Origin of the sequence: Paenibacillus sp. 2TAB19 (assembly GCF_052115185.1) — a bacterium.
In the GTDB taxonomy this organism is placed as follows: domain Bacteria; phylum Bacillota; class Bacilli; order Paenibacillales; family Paenibacillaceae; genus Pristimantibacillus.
The window spans coordinates 21,844-45,594 of record NZ_JBFRGE010000054.1; the positions used below are offsets into that span (position 1 = coordinate 21,844).

Here is a 23,751-nt window from a genome sequence, read left to right on the forward strand (position 1 = left end):
GAAACGGCACGGGAAAAGCCCTGTGCCGTTTTTTTTTTGTGCAAGCACTTAAAGTAATATTGCCCCCGTAAAGGATAAGACTGCCTCATAGGAACTCTATGGCAACACTCGTATGATAAGATTAGTCCACAATATATACAGATTGTGTTTGGAAAAAAAAATTTTTTTGAGCTCGTGAAAACGCTAACATCGGGTCGGTTGTGGACGGGGGGGCGCTTTTACAAGATTGTACATATGGAAAAGTAGAGGTGATGCGGCGGCGAGTGTAGAAGCGGGTAAGTGTTGTCCGGCCACAAATGAGGGGTTCCTATCAAGCTGAAAGCGGCATAGAAGGTCAAACGAAGTTTTCAAGAGTTATGGGGTCTCTTCAAAACCTAAAAACTTTATATATGGAGGAAATTTCTGAATGATAAAAAGACGGTTATTAGCATCTTTGCTTGTGACGGCGATGCTACTTACTTTGTTTTCTCCGCCTAGAACGGTCAGTGCGGCATGGGGAGATGACTTAACTCTCTTGACCGTAAATGCGGGCGCGGATGGAAATACGGCGACAGAAACCGTTGCGCCGGACGGACAGACAGCGTGGAGCTTAAACACCGGAACCTCGAAGGCCGGGGGTCCTTGGGACAACCTCTTCACGCCGAGCGTAGCGCCTCTAAGAGATGTATCCGCTTACAAAGACGGCTACCTCGCTTTYGAAATGTATATTCCGAGTGAGAGCTTCAAAAATATGCAAGGAAACAACTGGCTCGTCGTCGTGAGCGACGGTAATAATGACTTTAACACCAATTCTCGTCTCCAGCTTGATATAAGCGGTGTCACGAACGGAGAGGTGGGCACATGGGCGACGGTCTATACGAAGTTATCTTCGTCAAGCACCGTAGCCGGCAGCTTCAATGACGCCTGGCTAAGCCAAGTAAACAGACTGGCCATGCATCTACAATGGGATACGAGTGTCCCTAGCACCCCTGTTTTCATCAAAAACGCGCGTTTCCAGAAAAGCGCGTTAGGCGTTCCGAGTTCGCCTTCAACGGTTCCCTCCCTTGATGTAGCAACGCGAACCGTAACGGCGGACGCACCTGCTAGCGGCCAAGCTGTGGAATTCGCAATTAGCGAAGATGGAATCGCTCCAGCATCTGGTTGGGTGGACGGCGTTAATATCGATGACGTGTATACGCATCAATTCGCCTCATTACCAACAGCCGACACCTACTATGTATTCGCTCGCGCGAAAGCAGACAGCAATTACAACTTCGTCGGTCCATCTTCAAGAATTACGGTAACGTCAATTGACGAACAAGTATTGGTAGATGACGCGGCGGCGTCTCTGACATGGGATACGATTAAAGGCAGCAATACTTCGATTGACGATGTCAAATCACAGCTTATCCTTCCGACAGCTTTAGGAACGACTAACGTAGCATGGTCTTCGGACAATGCGGCTATTAGCAGCACAGGAAGCGTGAATCGTCTATTGAATAGAGAAGCAGACAAAACCGTTGTACTCACGGCGACTATAACCAAGGGTGCAGCAAGTGCTACTCAAACGATTACGGTGACGGTGAAAGCCGTGCCGGCGGCGGTAAACGCACTGGCTGCGACGTATTTCCCTAATATAGAAGAGGGAACGATCAGCGCGGTTGCGCCGGACGGAAATAACGCGGTTAAGCTTGGCGCTGGGAAAATAGGCGCAGGCGCTGAACGGCTTTGGGATGCCCGCTTTATTAATAGCGGCGGCAACCAGGATTTATTAGGTTACGCGAATCAATATTTTGTTTTTGATATGTATGTTACGCATGCTGACCTTTTGAATTTCAGCGGCAATAACTGGGTCGCTATCGCGTCTGGCGGTAACAATTTGGATACCAATTCACGTCTTAGCCTTAATGTCAGCGAAATGAGAAACGGACATGTCAATGAATGGATGACTGTCTATGTGCAATTATCGGGAGCCAATTCTCCGAATGGTTTCAATCCCGTTACTTTGAATACGGTAGAGTCAGCGAGATTGCAAATGCAATGGGCTGCTGTGCCTCAAGGCGACATCTATGTGAAGAACCCGCGTTTCCAGAATAACGTGGATTCGCCGAGACCTACTCCTGAATCTGTTGAGACAGCGAACAACGTTACGTTATCGTCAGCAGCGCCGGCGAACGGTCAGGCTGTGCAGTTCGCAATCAACACCACCGGCAATACTCCTGCAGTCGGCGATTGGACGACGGGGACGCTAAGTGCAGGCGTTTATACAGCGACATTCACCAAGCCCGCAGGCAACACCTATTACACATTCGCGCGCACGGCTCAAAATACGCAATATCCTTTTGCAGGAACGCATGCGAGAGTTAAAGTGGAGCATCTTGACGATGATCAAGCAATAGCGGATGCGAAAACGAAGCTGACTTGGGACACGATCAGGAATTCGAATGCGATTCAATCCGAAGTAAGAACGGCGTTGACGCTGCCGACAACAGGTGCGAATGATACGGCAATCACATGGTCGGCCGCACCGACAGGCATCATTAATACGACAACCGGCAGCGTAACTCGTGACGAAGACGAAGATCAAGCCGTAACCCTTACGGCGACCATTACCAAAGGTGCTGCAGCAGCTGCTACTAAAGCTTTTAGTCTGACAGTAGCCAGTACGTCTAATGAGCTTGCTGAAGTGTTCATTGACTTCAACAATACTGCAACCTTTGCTGAAGTGGATGAAATCGGAAGCGGACTCGGTGACGGCGGAGATCCGGCGGGACCGTATCCTGGCCTTCAAGGCAGCGGCATAGGCATTAGCCTCACCGGTGACGGCAGCGCAGTGGAACGAGTAACGCAAGACGGTGTAAATGCTGTGAAGGTTGGCAGCTTTATATACGTCATTGCAGACGACGCTCAGCTTAAGCAAGCAAACATGGTCGAATTAGAGGTCAAATACTGGAGACCGAGCGCAGCCAGCGGTATTTCGTTGCAGTATAACACCATCTATGCCGGCAACTTCTCCGGGTTTGATGCGTATCGATCAGCGAGTATCCCGGCGACAGGAAGCGGCAACACTTGGGTAACTTCCAAAGTTGCGCTTAACGGAGCTAACTTTGCGGTCGGCGCACAGAATCAAGGCGCGCACCTTCGTATCGGTACAGCCGGAGCAATCATTCAGAGCATACGGATAACCGAAATTCCGCCAACGGATGAACAAGCGGTCCAGCTTGCTTCGGAAGCGCTGACTTGGGACGCGATCAAGGGCGCGAATACGAGACAAGATCTGGTTGAAACCGATGTGACTCTTACTGAAGCAGGTTCGGCGAGAACGCATATTGCGTGGACATCTACCAATGACACGGTAATAAACAGCGACACCGGCGCAGTAGCTCGTCAAGAAGCCAATGAAGCCGTAACGCTCACGGCGACCATAAGCAAAGGTACGGCAGTATCGGTTGTAAAAACCTTTACGATCGTCGTTCGCGGAACAGGTACCGGAACCGACGAGGATGCGGTGAATGGTATGTTGAACAAGCTGACATGGGATCTAATCAAAGGCGTAAATGCTTCTGAGGGGAATGTGACAACGAACTTGGTTCTTCCGTCAATGGGCGACAATATGACGGATATTACATGGGCGACATCCGACGCTGCTCTCATCACCGCTKCAGGCCTGATACCGACTAACCGTCCGGACGGCGGCGGTAACGTAACGCTTACGGCGACGATTAAGAGAGGTCCGGTAGCCGCTCCCGTAACCCAGACGAAAACATTTTCGTTGACGGTTCCGAATCGATATGATTTCGCCAAACACATGAGAGAGGCAATCGCTCAAGTGAACGATGCGAAGGATTGGGCGATCTCTGACTTTAACGTAATCGCTTTCGGAGCGAAGACAGAAGAGATGGCGGAAGACGAAAACTTAGTCGATTTCGATAACAGAGAGGCTTTCCAAGCGGCGATTGACGCGGCTTATAACGACGGCGGCGGCGTCGTCTACATTCCGGCAGGAACCTATGCGTTCCGTACGGAGACGACCGGCACAATAAGCGTTAAAAGCACGACCGGCAATACAACCTATGAATATAAACAAGTATTGAATTTGCGGGCAGGCGTACAGCTCCGCGGCGAATGGGATAATCCGGATGCGGAGGATTACGACGGTCAAATTGACGGTACCATTCTCGCAGTTTATGCCGGACATAATTCCGCCAATTATGACACGTATGTTGACTCCGACGAGCGAGAAAATCAGACAGGCGGCAAAAAAGTAGCTAACGTGTCCGATAGATTCATAGACATGGAACAAGGCACAGGCGTAACGAACCTTTCCGTATGGTATCCGAATCAGGATATTAATGCTGAAACCGAAGTTGAAGTGAGGAACGAAGACGGTCAGAAGACAGGGGAAACGGAGATCATTAAAGGCATCCCGTATCCGTGGACGTTCTATCAGAGAACCGGAAACAGCGTGACGCTGGATAATGTGACTCTGGTCAACGCATGGGGAGGATTCATCTCTCTGCCGAGCGAGATGCACTATGTTCTGAACAGCAAAATGACGGCTCTCTACAAGGGCGTAGTAGTTCACACGTGTACGGACATCGGACGGATCGAGAACGTGAACATGAACCCGAAATACTGGGCGAACTCGGGACTTGACGGCGCACCGTCTCTAGCGGACGCGAGAGCGTACACAAGAGAGAATGCTACCGGATTCATGATGCACCGTTCCGACTGGGAGTACGTATCGGGATTGAACATTTCCGGATACAAGACGGGGATGTGGATCGGAAGAGAACCCGGCGGCGACGAAGCTCCGAACGCGCAGTTCTACGGATTGAAAATCGAGGACAGTGTTACAGGCATGTATATTGACAACGTCAACGGTTTTGGTCTGCTGATCTCGAATTCGGAATTCGGCGGCGATACTGCCGTACAGTTCGACGAACGTTTCAACACTTCTGTTCAATTCAACGGTGTTGATTTCAAAGGTCCGATCGTAAGCAACGCCAGAGGCGGAGTTATATCGTTCGAGGATAGCACATTCGACGAATATGACAATTACGCGCTGAACCTCCTTAATCGGGGCAACGCATTGGTCAGTCAGAGCAACTTCAAACAGGCAGACAAACATGTCAATCTCGGAGCTAACTTCGGGACGTTCAAATCGGTAAATTCCGGTTACAACCTTAACATTGAGAGTGCTAATCTTGCCGAGCACATCGATAACCTTGAGCTTGACGTTAAGGCTGACGGAAATAACACTACGGTACAAATCGTTAACAACGTTGATTACCTATTTGAACCGATTCCGAAAGACGTAAAAACAGATATTGACGTACACCCGAGACCGACATCGGACGCAGTGCTTAGACTTGACTTCCCGCGCTCGTTAACAGGCAACGCGCCGACCGTGGACATATCTGTAAGACTGCAAGAAGCTCTAGACTATATTAAAGATAATTACGGCGGCGGCACGATCTATTTACCGGGTGGAAGATACAGACTGAATAATCCTGTCATCGTTCCCGAGGGTGTAGAACTAAGAGGAACATGGGACGTACAGCATCATACGCAAGGCGGCGGCACGGCCATATTTACAGCTTACACCGGTGGCGCTCAGGGAGAAAACGGACCTTCTCTTATTCAGCTCAAGGCGAACGCAGGTCTCAGAGGACTTAACATCACGCAAGCGAATATAACCAGCGTCAACCTAGCTGACCCTAACCAAACGTTAAAAACTCCGTTCTTGGTACAGGGACAAGGCGCAGGCGTATATGCCATCAACTTAACGATCCCGATAGGGGATAAAGGCATAGACCTTGCTTCCTATCGCACCGATGGTCACTATGTCGATTATTTGGGCGGCACGCTCCTCAGAGCAGGCATCTGGGTCGGAGGAGGCGCGGAAGGCGGATTTATCAGAAATATGCAATTCAATCCGCATTACGCTTTGAGACTTCCAGGAGGTCAAGGATACACGGCACCTTCCGGCGATTTGTACGGATTCGTGCAAAGATACATGAGTGCGCTCAAATTCTCTGATGTGGAAGACCAGACGATTTTCAACAATTTCGTATTCGGTTCGGTGTACGGCGTACACTTCCTGAAAAGAGATTTGGGGAACGGCGAATTCGCTTACCCAGGCAAGATGACGATGATCGGTCACGGTTCGGACGGAACCACGTATGCTCTCTATGTGGAAGACGCGGACGAACATACCAAAATCATCGCGATCAACTCGGAATTGGTTAATACGAACATTGCGACGGAACCGAACAGAGCATATGTCAGAATGGGCGATGTGGCTAATACCGCCAAAATCCACCCTAACGCTGAGCTTGTCCTGTACAACAGCGCGTTCTGGGGAAGTCCGACGGTAGCGGGAGCGATCGTCAATAACGGTATCGTTCGTTTCCAGCAAGCCAACTTCACTCAGCTGCCTGGCAACAATCCGGGTATCGATGTCACCGCCGGAACAGCGCATGTATACTCCTCTTACTTCCAGCCGTCCAAGGATGGCCAGAATAATAATGTGTATGCCATGTTGCGCGAAGGCGGCACAGCGATAGAGCTTAGCAACAATTATTACGCATCCGGGCTCAGAAACAGCACCCCGGCGGGTAACCCGTACGGCATTTACGGCGCGGATCTATTGGCAGAACCGTTCGTGTTTAACCTAACCGACAACGGCGATCAACAACAAATCAGCATCAAGTATAATGTCGGAGGAAGATCCTCTGCGCCTGGGACATTGTCCATTGTTTCCCCGGCGGCTTATGCTGAAGATTTCACGCCGGTCGCATTCGACGCGCTTGCGGCAGGCGAATCCGTAACCGTAGATTTACCGTATTATGTTGCAGGTCTAATGACATTCAAGCTTCAGCTCGAAGACGGAAAAGCATACACCTATACGGCCAAATATGACGCGGCTTACGCTGAAAAGGTAAGCTCCGCCGGATCGGAAAACCCGGCGAAGAGTGCCGCAACTCCGGCATTCGTAATGGATACCGAAGATTATCTAACGATGGGGACGTGGGATGGTACGCAAGACCTCAGAGCACAATCGCATTTCGCGTGGGACGAAAGCAATCTATATGCGTACATTGTCGTTACAGACGACGTGCACTACAATAACCAGTCCGGCGTGAATATTTGGAAAGAGGACAGCTTGCAGTTAGGGATTGATTTACGCAACCCTGTAAACAACAGTACGATGCGGAATGAATTGGGCTTCACGCTCAATAATGACAACCAAGTTGTCGTATTCCCTTGGACTCGCCCTACAGGCGGCAATGCGCCGACTGCTCCGGTAACGGATATCGTGGCAAAGGTTACGAGAGATGAAGCTGCGAAAACGACGATTTACGATCTGAAAATTCCGTTTAATACGGTTCATATCAATGCTGCATCGGAGCTCGCGAACGGAAGAATCGGAATATCGACGATGTTCAATGAATCGGACGGCTCGAATGAATCGGATGGTTCCAGATCGACATATGAAGTTGTAAGCGGACACTTAAAAAATTCAAGTTTGTTTACGGATTTATATCTGTTAAGCGAAGGCGAATACAATGAAAAGCTTGAAGCTTCGGCAACGGCTGCCGTAGACAACGCTGTCGCGTCTGAATTAGCTGCCGATATCGCTATGGCACGCAACTTTGTCGCTATTCTGGCGGACGGCGCAGTGAAGACCAATCTTCAGAACCAGATCGATGCGATCGCCGTGTCCTATACCGTCACATTCAAGGATTGGAATGGAACGGTCCTGAAGACGGAAACGGTGAATCATGGACAGGATGCAACCGCACCGACGCAGCCGTCGCGGACAGGGTACAATTTCGTAGGATGGAGCGTCGCATTCACGAATGTGAGGTCGGATTTGAACGTTGTAGCGCAGTATACCGCTATTCCGAAAAATCCGAACAATTCAGGCAACGGGTCGATACCGTCGACTACAGAGATTACTGTAGATAGCAGCGGAAACGTAACGGTAAGCTCGAAGCCAACGATGAATGATTCGACCAATCTTGCGCAAACGATCTTGTCTCAAAACGAGATCGAAGATGCATTCGGACGCGCAGCTGGCGAGTCAAAACGGATTAAAGTAAAATTATCCGTCACCCCGAATGCGAAGGGTTACGCATTAGGGATTCCGACCTCCTGGTTCAAGGGAGACTCCGATCAAGCGGTCGTAATCGAAACACCGTTTGGCTCGGTTGAAGTATCGAGCGCGATGTTGAACGCAGCTCAGTTGCAAGGCGCTGGGCAAACCGTAACCATCGTTGTTCGCCAAGCGGATAAGAGCGGATGGAGTCAACAGCTTTTCGATGAGATCGGCGATCATCCGGCATTGGATCTGTTGGTCATGTTTGACAACAAAGCAGTAGCGTGGAGCAATAGCGAAGCGCCGGTTACAATCATGGTGCCGTATACACCGACAGCATCGGAGCAAAAAAATGCCGATCAGCTTGTCGTCTGGTACGTAGACGGTGAAGGCAACATAACGCCTGTTCCTAACGGCAGATATGACAACGAAACGGGCCAAATCGTGTTCCGAACTTCGCACTTTAGCCAGTATGCAGTCGTATATGCAGCGCCTAAGTTCAGCGACTTGTCGCGTGTAGCTTGGGCAGCAAAGGCAATCGAAGCGTTGGCGGCTAGAGGCGTAATTGAAGGTACGTCAGCAACGACCTTCGAGCCAAAGACTGCAATCAGCAGAGGGGAATTCCTCGCGCAATTGATCAGACTCCTTGAGCTGGACGCTGCATTCACTGACAACTTTGCTGACGTTGAAGCAAGCTCGCCTTATTACAAAGAGCTTGGAATCGGCCGCGCACTTGGCATTGTCGCTGGCGTTGGCGGGAACAAGTTTTTGCCTGATACGGAAATTAGCAGAGAAGATGTTGCCGCAATCATTAAGCGTGCACTTGATCTATGGCAGAACAAGCTGCCACAAGTATCGTCCAAGTCAATCGACGATTTCAAGGACGGTGCGCAGTCGGCGTCATATGCAAGAGAAGGCTTGGCTTATCTGCTTAGCGTCGGATTGCTCCAAGGAAACAGCAACAACACCTTGAATCCGAAGGGCAACCTGACTCGCGCAGAAGCAGCGGTTATCTTGTATGGAATCTATWCGCATTCAAACTAAGGAATAGAGAGAAGAAGCCAGGGATCGCTCCCTGGCTTCTTCTTCGTTTCTTGCTATTCTTTTATTATTCTTTCATTGGAGGTTTTTATAATAAATCTATCTAGTAGAACAGATGAGGAGCGAGAGGGAAATGATGTATATGATGAGATTATTCGGTTTTCCGCAAGTACTGATAAAAGGATTTACGGTTCGAATCCTATTGGGACTGATGGTATTTTCTTTGTTATCATCTTCATTGGCGTTGCCTGCGTCGGCAGACGCCGGCAGCGATTGGACGCACTGCGCGGACGAGGGAGGAACATGTTCCCCTTCCGGGACGAAAGAGCTGCGATTCGGAGCGGATACCCGATATGTGACGAAAATCATTACCGGCGACGTGACTTGTTCGGCGACGGGATTGTCCGTAACGGATCCCGCGGTCGGCACCGTGAAAACTTGCGAGATTCGCGACTTGCAGCTGGATAGCGGAGTGACCGCAAACGGCAGCGGAGATCATCGGACCGTTACGGTTACATTTAGCGTTTATGCGGCACAAGCGGGCACGATAGAAGATTTGAGAAGCAAAATCACGGTGCAGAAGACGGGGGAGGAAGCTTTTTCGCCGCTGGGTACGAACGATATCGTCTCGAATGTAACGACTGCGGCTTCGTCGAGCTCGTTCTCCATTCACTTCGAGCATGCGTTAGCCGGATCGGAGAACCTCATCCGAATCGATGCCGAGGCATTCGCGGATAGCTCCGCGGTTCCTTATGATCAGACACTGGTGATCGAAAGTATCTTATTCGGGGAGGGGACGGAAAGCAGTCCTTATGAGATTGCAACCGCGGAACAGCTCTTTAATATCAGGGAAGACATGGGGATTGGCGTTTATTATAAGCTGACAGAAGATATTGATTTGAGCGGCTACTCCTCGGGCGAGGGCTGGATGCCGATCGGCGATTGGAATACGCAGGTTTTCGAAGGTTCTTTGGACGGGAACGGATATACGATCAGCAATTTAACGATAAACATGTCCAGTGGCAATACCGTCGGTTTATTTGGTAGTACTAGCGCTTATTCCGTTATTACAAATATGAAGCTGGTAGACGTCCTCATTAACGGGAATACCTATGTAGGCGGTCTGGTTGGATTAAACGAAGGGGCCATTAGCAACAGCAGCGTCACGGGAACCGTCACCGGCTTTAACAGCGTAGGCGGAATGGTCGGTATGAATTTCAATTACGCCCTGATCAGCAACAGCTATGCCGCAGCTGAGGTCACAGCCAATACACGCGCTGCTGGCGGACTTGTGGGATCCAACGATGGGAGAATTAGCAGCAGCCACGCTCAGGGAAGCTTGTCGGGAGGCAGCTATATCGGGGGCCTGGTCGGCTGGAACTATGGGAATGGGATGATCAGCAACAGCTTTGCATCGGGAAGCGGGAGAGGTAATGACACGATAGGCGGTTTGGTTGGTATGAGTCAGGGTTATATTCTTACCAGCTATGCAACAGGGAGTGTAGCCGATGGTTGGGGGATGGGCGGCTTAGTAGGTGCCCAGGTTGCAGGATTGATCAACAACAGCTATTACGACATCCCTGTCGATAATGGTCTTGGTACGTACGTAACAACCGAAGCCATGAAGCTTCATTTTACGTATGTCGGATTTGATTTTTCAGAAGGTACAGGGGCGTGGGGGATGGATTCTTCCTATAATAATGGCTTTCCTTACCTTAAGGCAGCGGTGCCTTCAGCCGTAATCAGCGTAGACGTAAGTCCATCCGCTTCGATCGTAGCTGCGGGAGCAACGAAGCAGTTGACTGCCGTATTGGTAACAGTGGGTGGAGCGGACCAGACCGTAACCTGGACTAGCAGTGATGACTCGAATGTAACCGTTGATGCGAACGGATTGGTGACGGTTGCCTCGAATGCGGCGAAAGGCGACTATACCCTTACGGCAACGTCAACCGCGGATACGAGTAAAATAGGAACGGCAACGGTCAYGGTCCTGCTTAACTTATCCGGCGTAGGCATTAATGTATTAGGCGGAAAAATCACCGGTACGTCGGCGGCTATGGAATATAGCCTGGATTCAACGGACGGAACGGATGGAACGTGGCTGAGCGCAAACGATACGAATACGGATATCACGTTTACGGCAGGGAATATATATGTTCGCGAAGCGGCGATGCCGACAAATTATCTCCTGGTGGCATCAATCGCTAGTGCGGCAGAAGCGCCGAGCGGAGTATCCGCGAATTTGTCCGGTGGGCAGGCTGCCGTGAAGCTAGTAGGCGCTGACCTAACGATGGAATACAGCAGAGATGGCGGCACAACCTGGCAAGCCGTGACATCCATGATTGCGGCGGGAACGGCAACGTTAGACGTATCGTTATTTCCGAATGACAATCTGCAGGTTCGAACTGCGGCAACGACAAGTGCTCTGGCTTCTCTGGCAACGGCGAAGTTGAATGTAGGATCCGTGACAAGCGTAACGGTAAGTCCGGCAACAGCTACAGTTGTTCAGGGAGCGAATCAGCAACTGACAGCTGACGTATCAGTAGTGGGAGGAGCACCACGAACCGTAACTTGGACAAGCAGCGATAACTCGAATGTAGCCGTTGACGCGAATGGTTTCGTAACGGTTGCCGCAAACGCGGTGCCAGGCAACTATGTCGTTACGGCAACATCAACGTTTGATACAAGCAAATCTGGAACAGCAACGATCGCCGTAAAAGCAGCACCTGCCGGGCCATCGGGTGGGGGAAGCAATCCAACCATCGAATCGCCTCTAATCTCCACTGACGGTACATTGACGCTTCCAATCGGAACCAAAGGCGAGGTTAGTTTGGATGGTGCTGTGAAGGTGTCCATTCCGGCAGGCGCAACAAACGAAGAACTGCGAGTAACAATCACCAAAGTGCTGGACACGAAGGCGCTTCCAACACCTGAAGAAGTGCTGGCAAGCCCGATCTTTGAAATTTTGAAAAACGTATCGGGCAATTTCAGCAAGCCGGTAACTTTGACCTTTGCTTTCGATCCCGCACTATTGAAAAATGATCAAAAGCCGGCTGTGTTCTACTATGACGAAACGAAGAAAGTATGGGTGAAAATCGGGGGTGTCGTCGACGGAAATCATATTTCCGTAGAGGTTGATCACTTTACGAAGTTCGCTGTCATGGCCACGGATGAGCCCGTCAAAGAGAATGTTAGTTTCAATGATATTAAGGGACACTGGGCTGAGTCGAACATCAAGCAAGCGGTCAGTAGCGGAATCGTTACGGGTTATCCGAATGGTAATTTCAAGCCGGATTCCACGGTGAGTCGTGCGGAGTTCGCGGTCATGCTGATGAACTCGTTGAAGCGGGCCGGAGATGGAGCGGCATTGACGTTCACCGATGAGGCTAAGATCGGAGACTGGGCAAAGAAGGCGATCGCGCAAGCCGTCCAACTAGGCATTATTACCGGCTATGACGATGGTACCTTCCGTCCGGATGCAACGATTACTCGCAGTGAAATGGCAGTTATGGTTGCAAGAACGCTGAAACTATCCATCGATGAGAATGCCGTAACCGGCTTCGCAGACGACAAGACCATCCCGTCATGGGCGAGGGGCGCAGTAGCGGCAGTTGAGAAGATTGGCCTTATGGTAGGTTCAGGAGCAAATAAATTCAACTCCGATGCAAAAACGAACAGAGCGGAAGCCGTAACCGTGCTGATGAGAATGTTGGAGCAACTGAATAAATAGATGAACAAATGAAGGGTTACCCTGGGGCGTTGGAACAAACGGCTTTAGGGTAACCCTTTTTACTGGAAAACCGCATTATCTACCTTTAGTAAGCTTCGTTTTACTTTGTTTTCTTGCGCGAATGGGAGGCTACTCGTGATCCTTTTGCGGATTTTTTATTTTTCGTTTTAACCCTTTCATTAGGTAGACTGGATAGGAACGCTTTTGGTCCAAAAAAAGAGCCGGCCATTTTGATCATTGGCTGCAACTGCTGAAAGATGCTGAAAAATTTTTGGGCATTTCCCATCAAGGACATGATTCCATCGAATCCACCTAATCGATTGGACGTGGCAAACTCATTGTCTGAGGAAGGAGTAGCGGGAGAATTTTCTGGAATAATGGAACCATTCAAAGCTTCACTTTCAGTAGGAAGAATCGCGGTAGTACGTGCTTTGTGCATTCGCTTCACTTCGGATCACTTTCCTTTTCTATTCTTATTTTTTTTGGTATTTTATGCGCAATAGTCTTTCGATGATTGGATATTTGTCACCGAGACTTTCAATCTACTGGATTGGCCTTGATAAGGTAGAGGGTTAATCTCATGAGGCGATTAATGAGGGGGGCGAGCACAAATGTGTTGTAATGTTAATTTTTGAAACAACCTCACGTATGTTATAATGAATTAATCTAGCTACACAATGGAGGGATAATGATGATCCCAAAAAAAATGGATCAACAAGCAGCGAGTGCGATAAAATCCATCCTACAAAAACTCAACATAAATAATTCTCGCGTATTAATTGACCTAGAAAAGCAGACCGTTGAAGCTCAAGAGGAAGATTACTCTGTTGATGATCTTTTGGAGGCGGCTGGTTCATTAACTCCTGAACGAGGTAAAGAGCTTCTTAAAGAAGTCAACAGATCGCGTGAGGACTGGAATGCATGAATAAAGGGTATCTGTTGGATACGAATATTGCGATTGMGATTCTTATTAACGAGCCCAATGTTATTGAATTTGTTCAGCATGCATCTGGTGACAAAATGCCAATTTATTTTTCTGTAATTACGATTTCTGAAGTCTTCGCTKGGTTGAAACACGAAGAACAACTTCATGCTGAAAAGCTGTTTACTACAAAAAGATGTATAGATGTTACATCAGAAATTGCAAAGTTGGCTGGCATGCTTCGCAGAGATCTTAAGGATAAAGGACGTAAGTTAAAAACCCCAGATGCGCTTATTATTTCGACAGCATCGGTTTATGAACTTACATTAGTTTCGAGAGATTCTGACATGGGCTTTGTCCAAGACRAATTGGATATTCCACTTTTGAATATTAAATCAAATTAAGTGAAGCCGTCTCTTCTACGACTAGTTGGAGAGTCGGCTTTTTTATATAGACCTAATCCCTTGATTGCGCTTCCGTTGCAGGGAGCTCCTCGTCGAGAAGGAGATTAATACCCTTTCCATAAGATAATTTTCCCCCTACCCCCTCCGAGGGCATCAGTTATGATGAAAGTGATATTGACATCGATCCTGCGGAGGAATAGCCCATGTACAAAGTAATGATCGTGGACGACGAATTGGTAGTCAGGGACGGACTTAAGCAAACGATCGAGTGGGAGGAGCACGGCTTCGCGCTGATCGGGGATTACGAGAATGGTAGAGACGCATGGGAAGCGATCGAAGCCTTCAAGCCGGATCTGATTATCTCGGACATCAGCATGCCGCTTATGGACGGGCTGGAGCTGGCGGGGCTGGTCACGGCCAATTATCCGTATATCAAAATGATTATTCTGACCGGATACGATCAGTTCGAGTATGCGCAGCAAGCGATCCGGCTCAAGGTGTCGGACTTCATTCTGAAGCCGATCACCGCGAAAGATATGAGAGCGCTGCTAGTCAAAGTCCGGCAGGAGATGGACGAGGAGACGAAGCGGCGCGAGGATCTCGGCCGGCTGCGCAGCCAGCTCCATCTGAGCTTGCCGCTGCTTCGGGAACGGTTCTTGGAGCGGCTTGTCGTGCTTGGTCTGGGAAGGCAGGAAATCGAGGGGCAATTCGCGTTTTTTGGGTTGCCTGCGCTGAAGCCTCCGTTCATCGTTATGCTGGCGGACATCGACGACTTCGGCGAACGCGACGCATGGATGGACGATGGTCACGACGCGGAGTTTTTCCGGTTTGCCGTTTATAACATTTTCGAAGAGGTCATCTCGGCCCGCAGCAACGCGCTTCTGTTTCGTACGAGGGAGGAGCGGCTTGTCGTCATTCTGAACGGAGCCGATGGAGAGGACGAACTATACGTTGAGGCCTACGGAATGGCGGAGGAAGCAAGGCACCACATTGAGAGGTACCTGAAGTTCACCGTGACGATCGGCATTGGGCGTGCCTGTTCGTCGCCGGAGCAGCTTCCGGTATCCTACAAGAGCGCTCAATCCGCTCTGGATTATCGATTCCAGCTGGGGAAGAACCGGATTCTCAGCATCAATGATCTGGAAGGGAGCGAAGGCCGGGCGATGCCGGCTGCCCTGCCCGCCGATTGGGAACGCAAGCTGTCCGCATCCGTCAAGACGGGCTCGGGAGAAGCGGCGTGCCGCCAAATCGAGTGCTTGATCGAGGCATTCAGACGCTCGCGGCTGCCGATCGAGGCGGTATTTCTGCAGACGCAGAGAATCGTACTGACGCTCATGAACGTCATGCAAGAGCTCGGGGCGCATGAGGCGGAGGATCTGAGGAAACGCCAGCTATGGCTGACGGACATTTATCGTTTCAAAACGCTGGACGAGATCGAGGTCTGGCTAAAGGTGATCGCGAGCGAGTTGGCGGAGTCCGCGCTGGACAACCGCAATCTGGTTGCCAGCAATCAGATTGCCAAGGCGACCGAATATATTGAAGATCATTATGCCGAGGAGAAGCTGTCGCTTCAGCACCTGTGCCGGCACACGCTGATGAGCACGAGCTATTTCAGCCTTCTCTTTAAGCAATATACCGGAGAGACCTTCGTCGAATACTTGACCCGGGTACGGCTCGAGAGAGCGAAGGAGCTTCTCCTTGCCACCTCGCTCAAATTTTACGAGATCGCGTCGCAGGTAGGCTACGCGGATCCGAATTACTTCAGCATTCTGTTCAAGAAGCATACGGGCTCGTCTCCGCGGGATTTTCGGGAGAAGCAGGCAAAGGAGAGTCTAAGCTGACATGTTCCGAGAACGCCGGCCGTTATTCCCGCTTTTTCCGCTAAAAAGCATTCAATCGAGCATTGCCTTCGCGTTCTCCGTTCTGATCCTGCTGACGATCGCGGCGACGAGCCTGTTCGCTTATCGGCTCTCCGTCAACGCCGTCGAGAGAAACTCGAAGGGCTATATTCAGGAAGTCATCAACCAGGTGAACACGAACATTCAGTCCTATGTCGATAACATGGAGAACATTTCCCTGCTCGCGATGACGAATAAGGACGTGAAATATTACATCTCCAGCAACAGCTTCATTGGGAACGAAGGGCGCCGCCCTTATGAGAAGCGGATCTCGGACCTTTTCCAATCCATTCTCTACACCCGCAAGGATATTGCTTCCATAATGGTATTCGGCTACAACGGCCGATTCGTCTCCGATCGCCGGATCACGACGCTGAACCCGAACGCGAAGGTGGAGGAGCAAGCCTGGTACATGAACGCGCAGAGGGAGGGCGGCAAGTCGGTTATCTCCGAGCCCCATGTGCAGAACATCATTCAGAACGAATATCGCTGGGTCGTCTCGCTGAGCCGGGAGCTGAAGAACTCGGACGGTATGACGGCGGACGGCATTTTTCTCGTCGATTTGAATTTAAGCGTCAWTAACGACCTGCTGAGTCAGATTAACCTTGGCAAAAAAGGCTACGTATTCATTGTCGACGGCAGCGGCAATATCGTCTACCATCCGGAGCAGCAGCTCATCTACAGCAACCTGCGCTCCGAGCAGATCGCCGAGGTCGTACAAGCGGGAAGCGGGACTACGTTCAAGGTGGAGGACGAAGAGGGCAAACGTTTCTATTCGGTCAAGGACACAAGCTTCGGGTGGAAAATCGTCGGGGTCGCCTATGCGGAAGACCTGATCGGCTATAAGAGCACGCTGATCAACTTTCTGTTCATCACGCTCGGCGGCGTAGCGGTCTCCCTCGTCATCTCCGTTATGCTATCGCGCCGGCTGTCGCGGCCGATTCGCAATCTGCAGCGGAACATGCGGAAGGTGGAGAAGGGCAACTTCGACGTACAGGCCGAAGTGACGCAGATGAACGAGATCGGCCAGCTTGCGCGAACGTTCAACATGATGGTCGGGCAGATCAAGAACCTGATGCAGGAAATCTTCGACACGCACGAGAACAAGCGCAAGAGCGAGCTTCAGCTGCTGCAGGCGCAGATCAATCCCCATTTTCTATACAACACGCTCGATTCGATCGTGTGGATGGCGGAGACGAAGAAGCACGAGGAGGTCGTTGAAATGACTTCCGCTCTCGCCAAGCTGTTTCGGGCGGGCATCACGAAGGAGCAGGAGCTTGTCCCGATTCGGATCGAGCTTGAGCATATTACCAATTACCTGCTCATTCAGAAGATGAGATATTCAAGCAAGTTCGACTACCGGTTGGACATTTCCGACTCGATTCTGGGCTATAAGACGCTTAAGATTTTGCTTCAGCCCTTTGTGGAGAACGCGATCTATCACGGCATTCGCAATAAGCCCGACAGCGGAACGATCGTCATCCGAGGCATGGAGTCGCCGGACGGCATTGTATTTGAGATTGAGGACGACGGGCTTGGCATGACGGAGGAGCAGCTGGACAAAATCTGGGAAGCGCCGGACGGAGAGTGGAAAAACGGGGGGATCGGCATTCGCAACGTGAACGAAAGAATTCGATTGTACTTCGGACATGCCTACGAAATCTCCATCCGAAGCGAGCTGGCAGAGGGGACTTGCGTGACCATTCGCATCCCCAAGATTGAGGGAGCGGGAGGTGCGGGCTGATGCGGCTTCAGAAGTTTACGGTAGGAATGGGATTGCTGGTTCTGGCGACCGCGCTATTCACCGTATTTTACTTCCAGCTCTATAAGGGCGGCACGGCGAGCGAGCCGAGAATCGCGGTTATGCTGAAATCCACCAACGTGCGCTCAGACTTCTGGCAGACGGTTCGCGAAGGTGCGGTTGCGGGAGTCAAGGGGAGCGGTGCCCGGCTCGAGGTCATAGGCTCGCTGCAGGATACCGATGCGGCGGCTCAGGTTCGGCTGCTCGAGGACGTCCTCATGCGGAAGCCGGAAGCGCTCGTTGTCGCGCCGATCGAGGACGCCGGGGTGAGGAGCGTACTTGCGCGCATCCGGGAAGCTGGCATCAAGCTGGTCGTGATGGATATGCCGATGGGCTCGGATTTTGACGGGGTGACGTTATCCAGCAATTACGCGGAAGCCGGCAGGCAGGCTGGAGAGGTCGCCGTTGCGGAAACGGCGGGAGCTCCGCGCGTGGCGGTTCTGAGCGATTACGAGTCGTCCAGCGTGTCGGCAGAGAGAGTCAAGGGAATTCGGGAGGCGATCGATGCTAACGAGAACAGCTTCGTCGGAACCTTTTACAGCGACAATAATGAAGATCGCGCCTATGTACTCGCGACGAATCTTCTTAGCTCCGAACCGGACATGAACGCGATCATCGCACTGAGCGAGCCGGCGGCTCTGGGGGCGGCCAAAGCGGTGGAGGAAGCGGGCAAGCAGAATACGGTGAAGCTTATCGCCTTCGACAGCTCGCTCTACGAGATCAAGCTATTGGAGGAAGGCAGCCTGAGCGCCATGATCGTTCAGCGGCCATTTAACATGGGGTATCTCGGGGTGCGCACGGCTCTGAAGTTAATCGACCGCAAGACGGTTCCGAGGATGACGTATATCGATTCCATCGTCGTGACGAGAGACAATATGTACTCTCCGGAAAACCAGAAGCTGCTGTTTCCATTCAGGTAGAGGGCCCGGATATGCGGGATGATGAGGGAGGAATAGGAATGAAGCGGGGGAGTGCTCGCGCGTTATTGCTGGTATGTATACTGTCGGCAGCAACGCTGCTAGGGGCGTGCTCGGACAAGGAGTCGCAGCCGATCGTCACCGAGGAGGAGAAGCAGTCGGTTATCCGTTTCGTCGCCGCGGAATACAGCACGGAGAGCAAGCCGTTCCTGGAAAAGCTTGTCCGGGAGTTCGAGATTCAAAACCCGGAAATTATCGTTGATCTTCAGGTCGCCAACTGGAACGTGCTGGATGGGATCTACACGTCGATGCTGAGCAAAAACAGCCCCCCCGATCTGCTCATCACGAACGTATACGCGCATTTCGCCAATGCCGGCAAGCTGAACGATCTGAACGAGATTATTTCTCCGGAGCTGAAAGCCAAGCTGTATCCGAATCTGATGCAGATGGATCGAATCGGGAACAAGCAGTACGCGCTTCCGTATGTGGCGTCGATTCGCAACTTGTACTATAACGAAGAGCTGTTCGAAGGGGCGGGAATCGGGGCGCCGCCGAAGACGTGGAGCGAGCTGATGGAGGACGCGCGCAAAATCAAAGAGACGAGCGCCGCTCACGGCTTCGGCGTGGATTTGACGGACGACGAGATTCAGGCTTACTTGTCTTACTTCTTCTTCGGTTCCGGCGGCGGTTGGATCAAGGACGGCAAGTGGGTCATCAACTCTCCCGAGAATGTGCAGGGACTGACCTATCTCAAGGAGCTGTACGGTCAAGGGCTGACCGATTCGGAGCCGACGGTGACGACCCGCGACGAGAAGCAACGGATCATGGGCGACGGCAAGCTCGGCATGATGATCTCCGGCAACTACTTCGCGTCCGTCGTGACGCGAGAGTCGCCCGGCCTGCGCTGGGGAAGCGGTCCGCTCCCGGTCAGAGACGGGATGCCGCCGATTTCATTCGGGGTTCAGGATGTGCTGGTCTCCTTCCAGACCGACCATACGGACAAGGCGGCACTCATGAAGTTTCTCGATTTTCTTTATGATGACAATAACTACGAGGACATGATCGTTCGGGAAGGCTTTATCCCGGTTACGTCTACCGTCGGAAGCAGGCTGTCTCAATCCGATTCGGCGATGAAGCAGTACTTGGAGGAGCTGGGCAAGGCCAAGTTCTATCCAATTCAGGAGCCCGCCTGGCAAGCGGTTATGGATATAAGCCGCAAAATGGGCGATGCCGTCCTCTACGACAACCTGTCGCCGCAGGACGCGCTCGACCAGCTTCAGAAGTTCGCGGAGACCCGTAGCACGCAATAGCGGGCAGAGCGGCGTTCAGCCGCACAATAAGAAAATACTAGAGATTATTTGGAAGATATTCGATAGAGACGAGAAGCCCTCCCCGATATGATGGTTACAGGCGCCGAACATGGCGCAAACCAGCATATACGGGGAGGGTTTTTGCAATATGGTGACAAACAAAAAATGGGCAGCGCTTTGCCTTGCCGCTGTCATGATGATCGCGCTGCTGGCAGGCTGCGGCTCGAACGGCAACGGGAATAACGGGGGCGCAACCAAAGCGCCGAGCACGAATGCAACCGAAGAGCCAAGTACAAATGCAACCGAAGAGCCGAGCACAGGCTCGTCCGAGACGAAGCTGACCGGCGATTTCGAGATTCAATACTTCGTCGGCGGTTATGGCGACAAGTGGTGGAAGAAGGTTATCGCTGATTTCGCAGCGGCGAATCCAGAGCTGAACATCAAGGAGAGCGCCGGTCCGAAAATCAACGAGCAGAACAAACCGCGCTGGATCGGGGGCAACCCGCCGGATTTCGTCTACATTGACGGTCCGAACCTGAACGACCGCCAGATGGTCGAAGACGGCCAGCTCGAGGACCTGACCGACTGGCTGAAGGATGCCAAGAACATCGACGGCGACAAGATCCTCGACGCGCTGGCTCAACAGCCGCAGCAATATGACGGCAAGATCTACAATATCCCGCTCGTTCTGAACTCGTGGGGCATTTTCTGGGATAAGGCTCTCTTCAAGGAGAAGGGCTACGCCGAACCGGCCGACTTCCAATCGTTCCTCGAAGTCAGCGAGAAAATTAAGGCAGACGGCATTACGCCGTATATCCATACCGGCAAATATCCTTACTACATCAACGGCTYGATCCTGTATCCGGCGATCGTCTCGAACAATAACGACGACTTCACGATCCTGCAGGACATGGCGGCGAACAAGATCGAAGCTTACCAAAGCCCGGCCGTGCTCGCGGCTCTGAACCAAATCGCGGAAATGCGCGACAAGGGTCTGATCGACAAGGCGGCCATCCAAATCAACCATACCGACTCGCAAATGATGTTCCTGCAGCACAAGGACGCGTTCATCTCCAACGGCCTTTGGCTGCCGAACGAAATGGCGAAGGACGTACCGGCAGGCTTCGACTTCGGCTTCATTCCGTCGCTCACTCAGAAGCCGGGCGGCAAGGTCGTCGCGAACACGTCCACCGCTACTGTCGCAATCGCTAAGAATGCGAAGAACAAAGAAGCGGCAAAGGCGTTCCTGCAGTTCGTGTTCTCCAAAGCTCAAGCATCTCAGTGGGCTGAGCTAAGCGGCGCTCCTTCCAACATCAAGGGTGACATCAGCAGCTCGAATGCGCCTAGCTTCGTTAAGGATGCAGCGAAATATCTGACGGATCCGAATACGGTCGTCATCCCGACGATTACGTTCAACGCGGACGTCGACACGGAAATGCAAAACGCGACCGATGCGTTGACCATCGGCAAGATTACGCCGGAAGAGTGGGTTAAGCGCGTGACCGATGTCGTTGCTAAGGTTAAGTAATTATCTCTAGCTTATCTACTTGAAAAACCGTGGAAGCGGAGGCAAACCCAAGGCGCGAGCCAGAAGGATGCCTCCGCGAATTTACTTGAAAGGAAGGCGAGCCCGCATGAAGTCGGTATCGGAAAAGCTTCAGCGCAACTTGTTCATCGCCACGTTCATCGTTCCGACTCTCGTATTTTTCTTCATTTTCACCATCTATCCGGTCATTCAGGCGCTGTACTATTCGATGTTCGATTGGTCGGGGATGTCGGATACGAAGGATTTCATCGGCTTCGACAACTTCGTGAATATGTTCAAAGACCCGATCGTTCTAAGAGCCATCGGCAATGATTACCTTCTCGTCGCGGGCAAGATCGTCGGAATCATGGTTCTGGCAACCTTCTTCGCCGTCGCGTTGACACGCTTTAATTTCAAGCTGGCAGGCTTTTTCCGGTCGATCTTTTTTATCCCGAACGTTATCTCCGTCGTCGTCATCGGCGTACTGTGGAATTTCATCTATAACCCGCAGATCGGCTTCCTGAACGGGTTCCTCTCCCTGTTCACGGAAGAGAAGGTGACGATCGCCTGGCTCGGCTTTACCTCGCATACGATTTATATGCTGCTGCCTCCAGCCATCTGGGCAGGTATCGGCTTCTATATGATTCTCATGATCGCGGCTATTCAGAATATCCCGGAGTCCTACTACGAGGCGGCCCAACTGGAAGGCGCGAGTCAGTGGATGCAGTTCAAGAGCATCACCGTTCCTCTCATCTGGGAGCAGATGAAGGTATCCATCATCAACATCATGATGACGACGCTTAACGGTTCCTTCGTCATCGTGTGGATCATGACTGAAGGCGGACCGGACAATTCGACTCATGTTATGGGCTCGTACTTGTACCAGATGGCTTTCCGGCAATATCATTTCGGCTACGCGGCGGCTATAGGGGTGCTTATTCTCGTTCTATCCCTGATCACCACGGTCATCTTGCAGCGGCTGCTCCGTCATGAATCGGTCGAACTGAGCTAGAGGTCAAAGGGGGACATCAGATTGAATATGGGGATCAAAAATCCGGTCGTTAAACTTATTTTCTTCGCTATTCTTGTCATATGGAGCATCTCCGTGCTGTATCCGCTGTTGTGGACGCTGTTGGACGCTTTGAAAAACAACGAGCAGTTTTTCCTTAACGCGCCGTGGGCGCTGCCCGATTTTCCATTGCTGTGGTCGAATTTTTCCTATGTCTGGAACAAGTATCATTTCGACCAGTACTTTATCAACTCGATCGTGGTAACTGGCGGCTCGACGCTGCTCGGCTTGCTGCTGTCCGCTACGACCGCTTATGCGCTCGCCCGGTACAAATTCAAAGGAAGCAACGGGTTGTATTTACTCTATATTTCGTCTATGATGGTTCCGTTTATTTTGGCGCTTATCCCGTTGTTTTTCCTCATGGATTCCATGAATCTGATCAATACCAAAATCGGTCTTATCTTCGTCTATACGTCCAGTGTCATCGCGTTCGGCGTGTTCGTGCTGGTCGGCTTCTTCAAGTCGTTGCCGAAGGAGCTCGAGGAAGCCGCGGTTATCGACGGAGCCTCCCATTACGGAACGTTCTTCYGCGTCATGCTGCCGCTATCCCAGCCTGGGCTGATCACGGTCGGTATCGTGAACGTCCTGAACATCTGGAACGAATATATCGTGGGCACCATCCTAATTAACGATCCTACGCAGTATACGCTGCCCATCGAAATTGGGATTATGCAGGCCGAGATGCAATACCGCACGGAATGGGGTCCGCTGTTCGCGGCGCTTCTCATGACGATCGTTCCGGTGTTAATCGTCTATATTATTTTCCAGAAGAAAATCGCCAGCGGAATTACGGCGGGAGCAGTCAAGTAGCAGAAACAGCGACAACCATGGACTAGAAAATAAAGTCCTAAGCTGTCGCTGTTTTATTGAACGTTCTACGACAGGAGTTATGCGTTCGCCTTACACGATCCTGTTAATGTCATATTGCTTTGCTACAATCCAACCATTCAATCCGTATGAAGAAGAGATTACATAATATAGGTATCCTTCTGACATAAGTCRATTAGATAATTCATCGATACTTTCATAATAAAACGGCCAGCAATAGTCT

The 23,751-nt window shown here is 51.3% G+C and carries 12 protein-coding genes; 11 read left to right on the plus strand and 1 reads right to left on the minus strand.

The genetic code is table 11. The annotated features are described in order from the left end of the window. Positions 1-406: 406 nt before the first annotated feature. Both AB4Z33_RS21495 and AB4Z33_RS21500 read left to right on the plus strand, forming a co-directional pair. The gene (locus AB4Z33_RS21495) at positions 407-9,127 is read left to right on the plus strand and encodes an immunoglobulin-like domain-containing protein (RefSeq protein ID WP_442051845.1); all 8,721 of its coding nucleotides are present in this window, start codon (positions 407-409) and stop codon (positions 9,125-9,127) included. Between the two features lie 130 nt (positions 9,128-9,257). After that, complete coding sequence (locus AB4Z33_RS21500; protein WP_442051846.1) at positions 9,258-12,854, plus strand: S-layer homology domain-containing protein; 3,597 nt, start codon at positions 9,258-9,260, stop codon at positions 12,852-12,854. Positions 12,855-12,954: 100 nt separating this feature from the next. Here AB4Z33_RS21500 and AB4Z33_RS21505 read toward each other — a convergent pair whose 3' ends face one another. Continuing rightward, positions 12,955-13,293 carry a hypothetical protein gene (locus AB4Z33_RS21505; protein WP_442051847.1) on the minus strand — a complete coding sequence of 113 codons (339 nt, stop codon included), beginning with the start codon at positions 13,291-13,293 and terminating at the stop codon, positions 12,955-12,957. Between the two features lie 249 nt (positions 13,294-13,542). Between AB4Z33_RS21505 and AB4Z33_RS21510 the strand changes: the two genes are divergently transcribed. From AB4Z33_RS21510 to AB4Z33_RS21550, 9 genes are all read left to right on the plus strand, one after another. Further along, positions 13,543-13,779, plus strand: coding sequence for a hypothetical protein (locus AB4Z33_RS21510; protein ID WP_442051848.1), 237 nt, complete (start codon positions 13,543-13,545; stop codon positions 13,777-13,779). Next, positions 13,776-14,180: a type II toxin-antitoxin system VapC family toxin gene (locus AB4Z33_RS21515; protein WP_442051849.1), complete on the plus strand. Its 405-nt coding sequence runs from the start codon at positions 13,776-13,778 to the stop codon at positions 14,178-14,180. Before AB4Z33_RS21510 ends, AB4Z33_RS21515 begins: the two co-directional genes overlap by 4 nt. Before the next feature lie 203 nt (positions 14,181-14,383). Next, positions 14,384-16,021 carry a response regulator gene (locus AB4Z33_RS21520; protein WP_442051850.1) on the plus strand — a complete coding sequence of 546 codons (1,638 nt, stop codon included), beginning with the start codon at positions 14,384-14,386 and terminating at the stop codon, positions 16,019-16,021. A 1-nt stretch (position 16,022) separates the two neighbouring features. Then, the gene (locus AB4Z33_RS21525) at positions 16,023-17,822 is read left to right on the plus strand and encodes a cache domain-containing sensor histidine kinase (RefSeq protein WP_442051851.1); all 1,800 of its coding nucleotides are present in this window, start codon (positions 16,023-16,025) and stop codon (positions 17,820-17,822) included. Next, complete coding sequence (locus AB4Z33_RS21530) at positions 17,822-18,799, plus strand: substrate-binding domain-containing protein (protein ID WP_442051852.1); 978 nt, start codon at positions 17,822-17,824, stop codon at positions 18,797-18,799. The genes AB4Z33_RS21525 and AB4Z33_RS21530 overlap by 1 nt, the downstream gene beginning before the upstream one ends. 38 nt (positions 18,800-18,837) lie before the next feature. Further along, positions 18,838-20,106 (plus strand): ABC transporter substrate-binding protein, encoded by a 1,269-nt coding sequence (locus AB4Z33_RS21535; protein ID WP_442051853.1) that lies wholly within the window; start codon positions 18,838-18,840, stop codon positions 20,104-20,106. A 148-nt stretch (positions 20,107-20,254) separates the two neighbouring features. Next, positions 20,255-21,634, plus strand: coding sequence for an ABC transporter substrate-binding protein (locus tag AB4Z33_RS21540; protein WP_442051854.1), 1,380 nt, complete (start codon positions 20,255-20,257; stop codon positions 21,632-21,634). 106 nt (positions 21,635-21,740) lie between these two features. Beyond that, positions 21,741-22,643, plus strand: a complete 903-nt coding sequence (locus tag AB4Z33_RS21545; RefSeq protein WP_442051855.1) for a carbohydrate ABC transporter permease — start codon at positions 21,741-21,743, stop codon at positions 22,641-22,643. 27 nt (positions 22,644-22,670) lie between these two features. Next, complete coding sequence (locus tag AB4Z33_RS21550) at positions 22,671-23,510, plus strand: carbohydrate ABC transporter permease (protein WP_442051857.1); 840 nt, start codon at positions 22,671-22,673, stop codon at positions 23,508-23,510. Positions 23,511-23,751 lie beyond the last annotated feature (241 nt).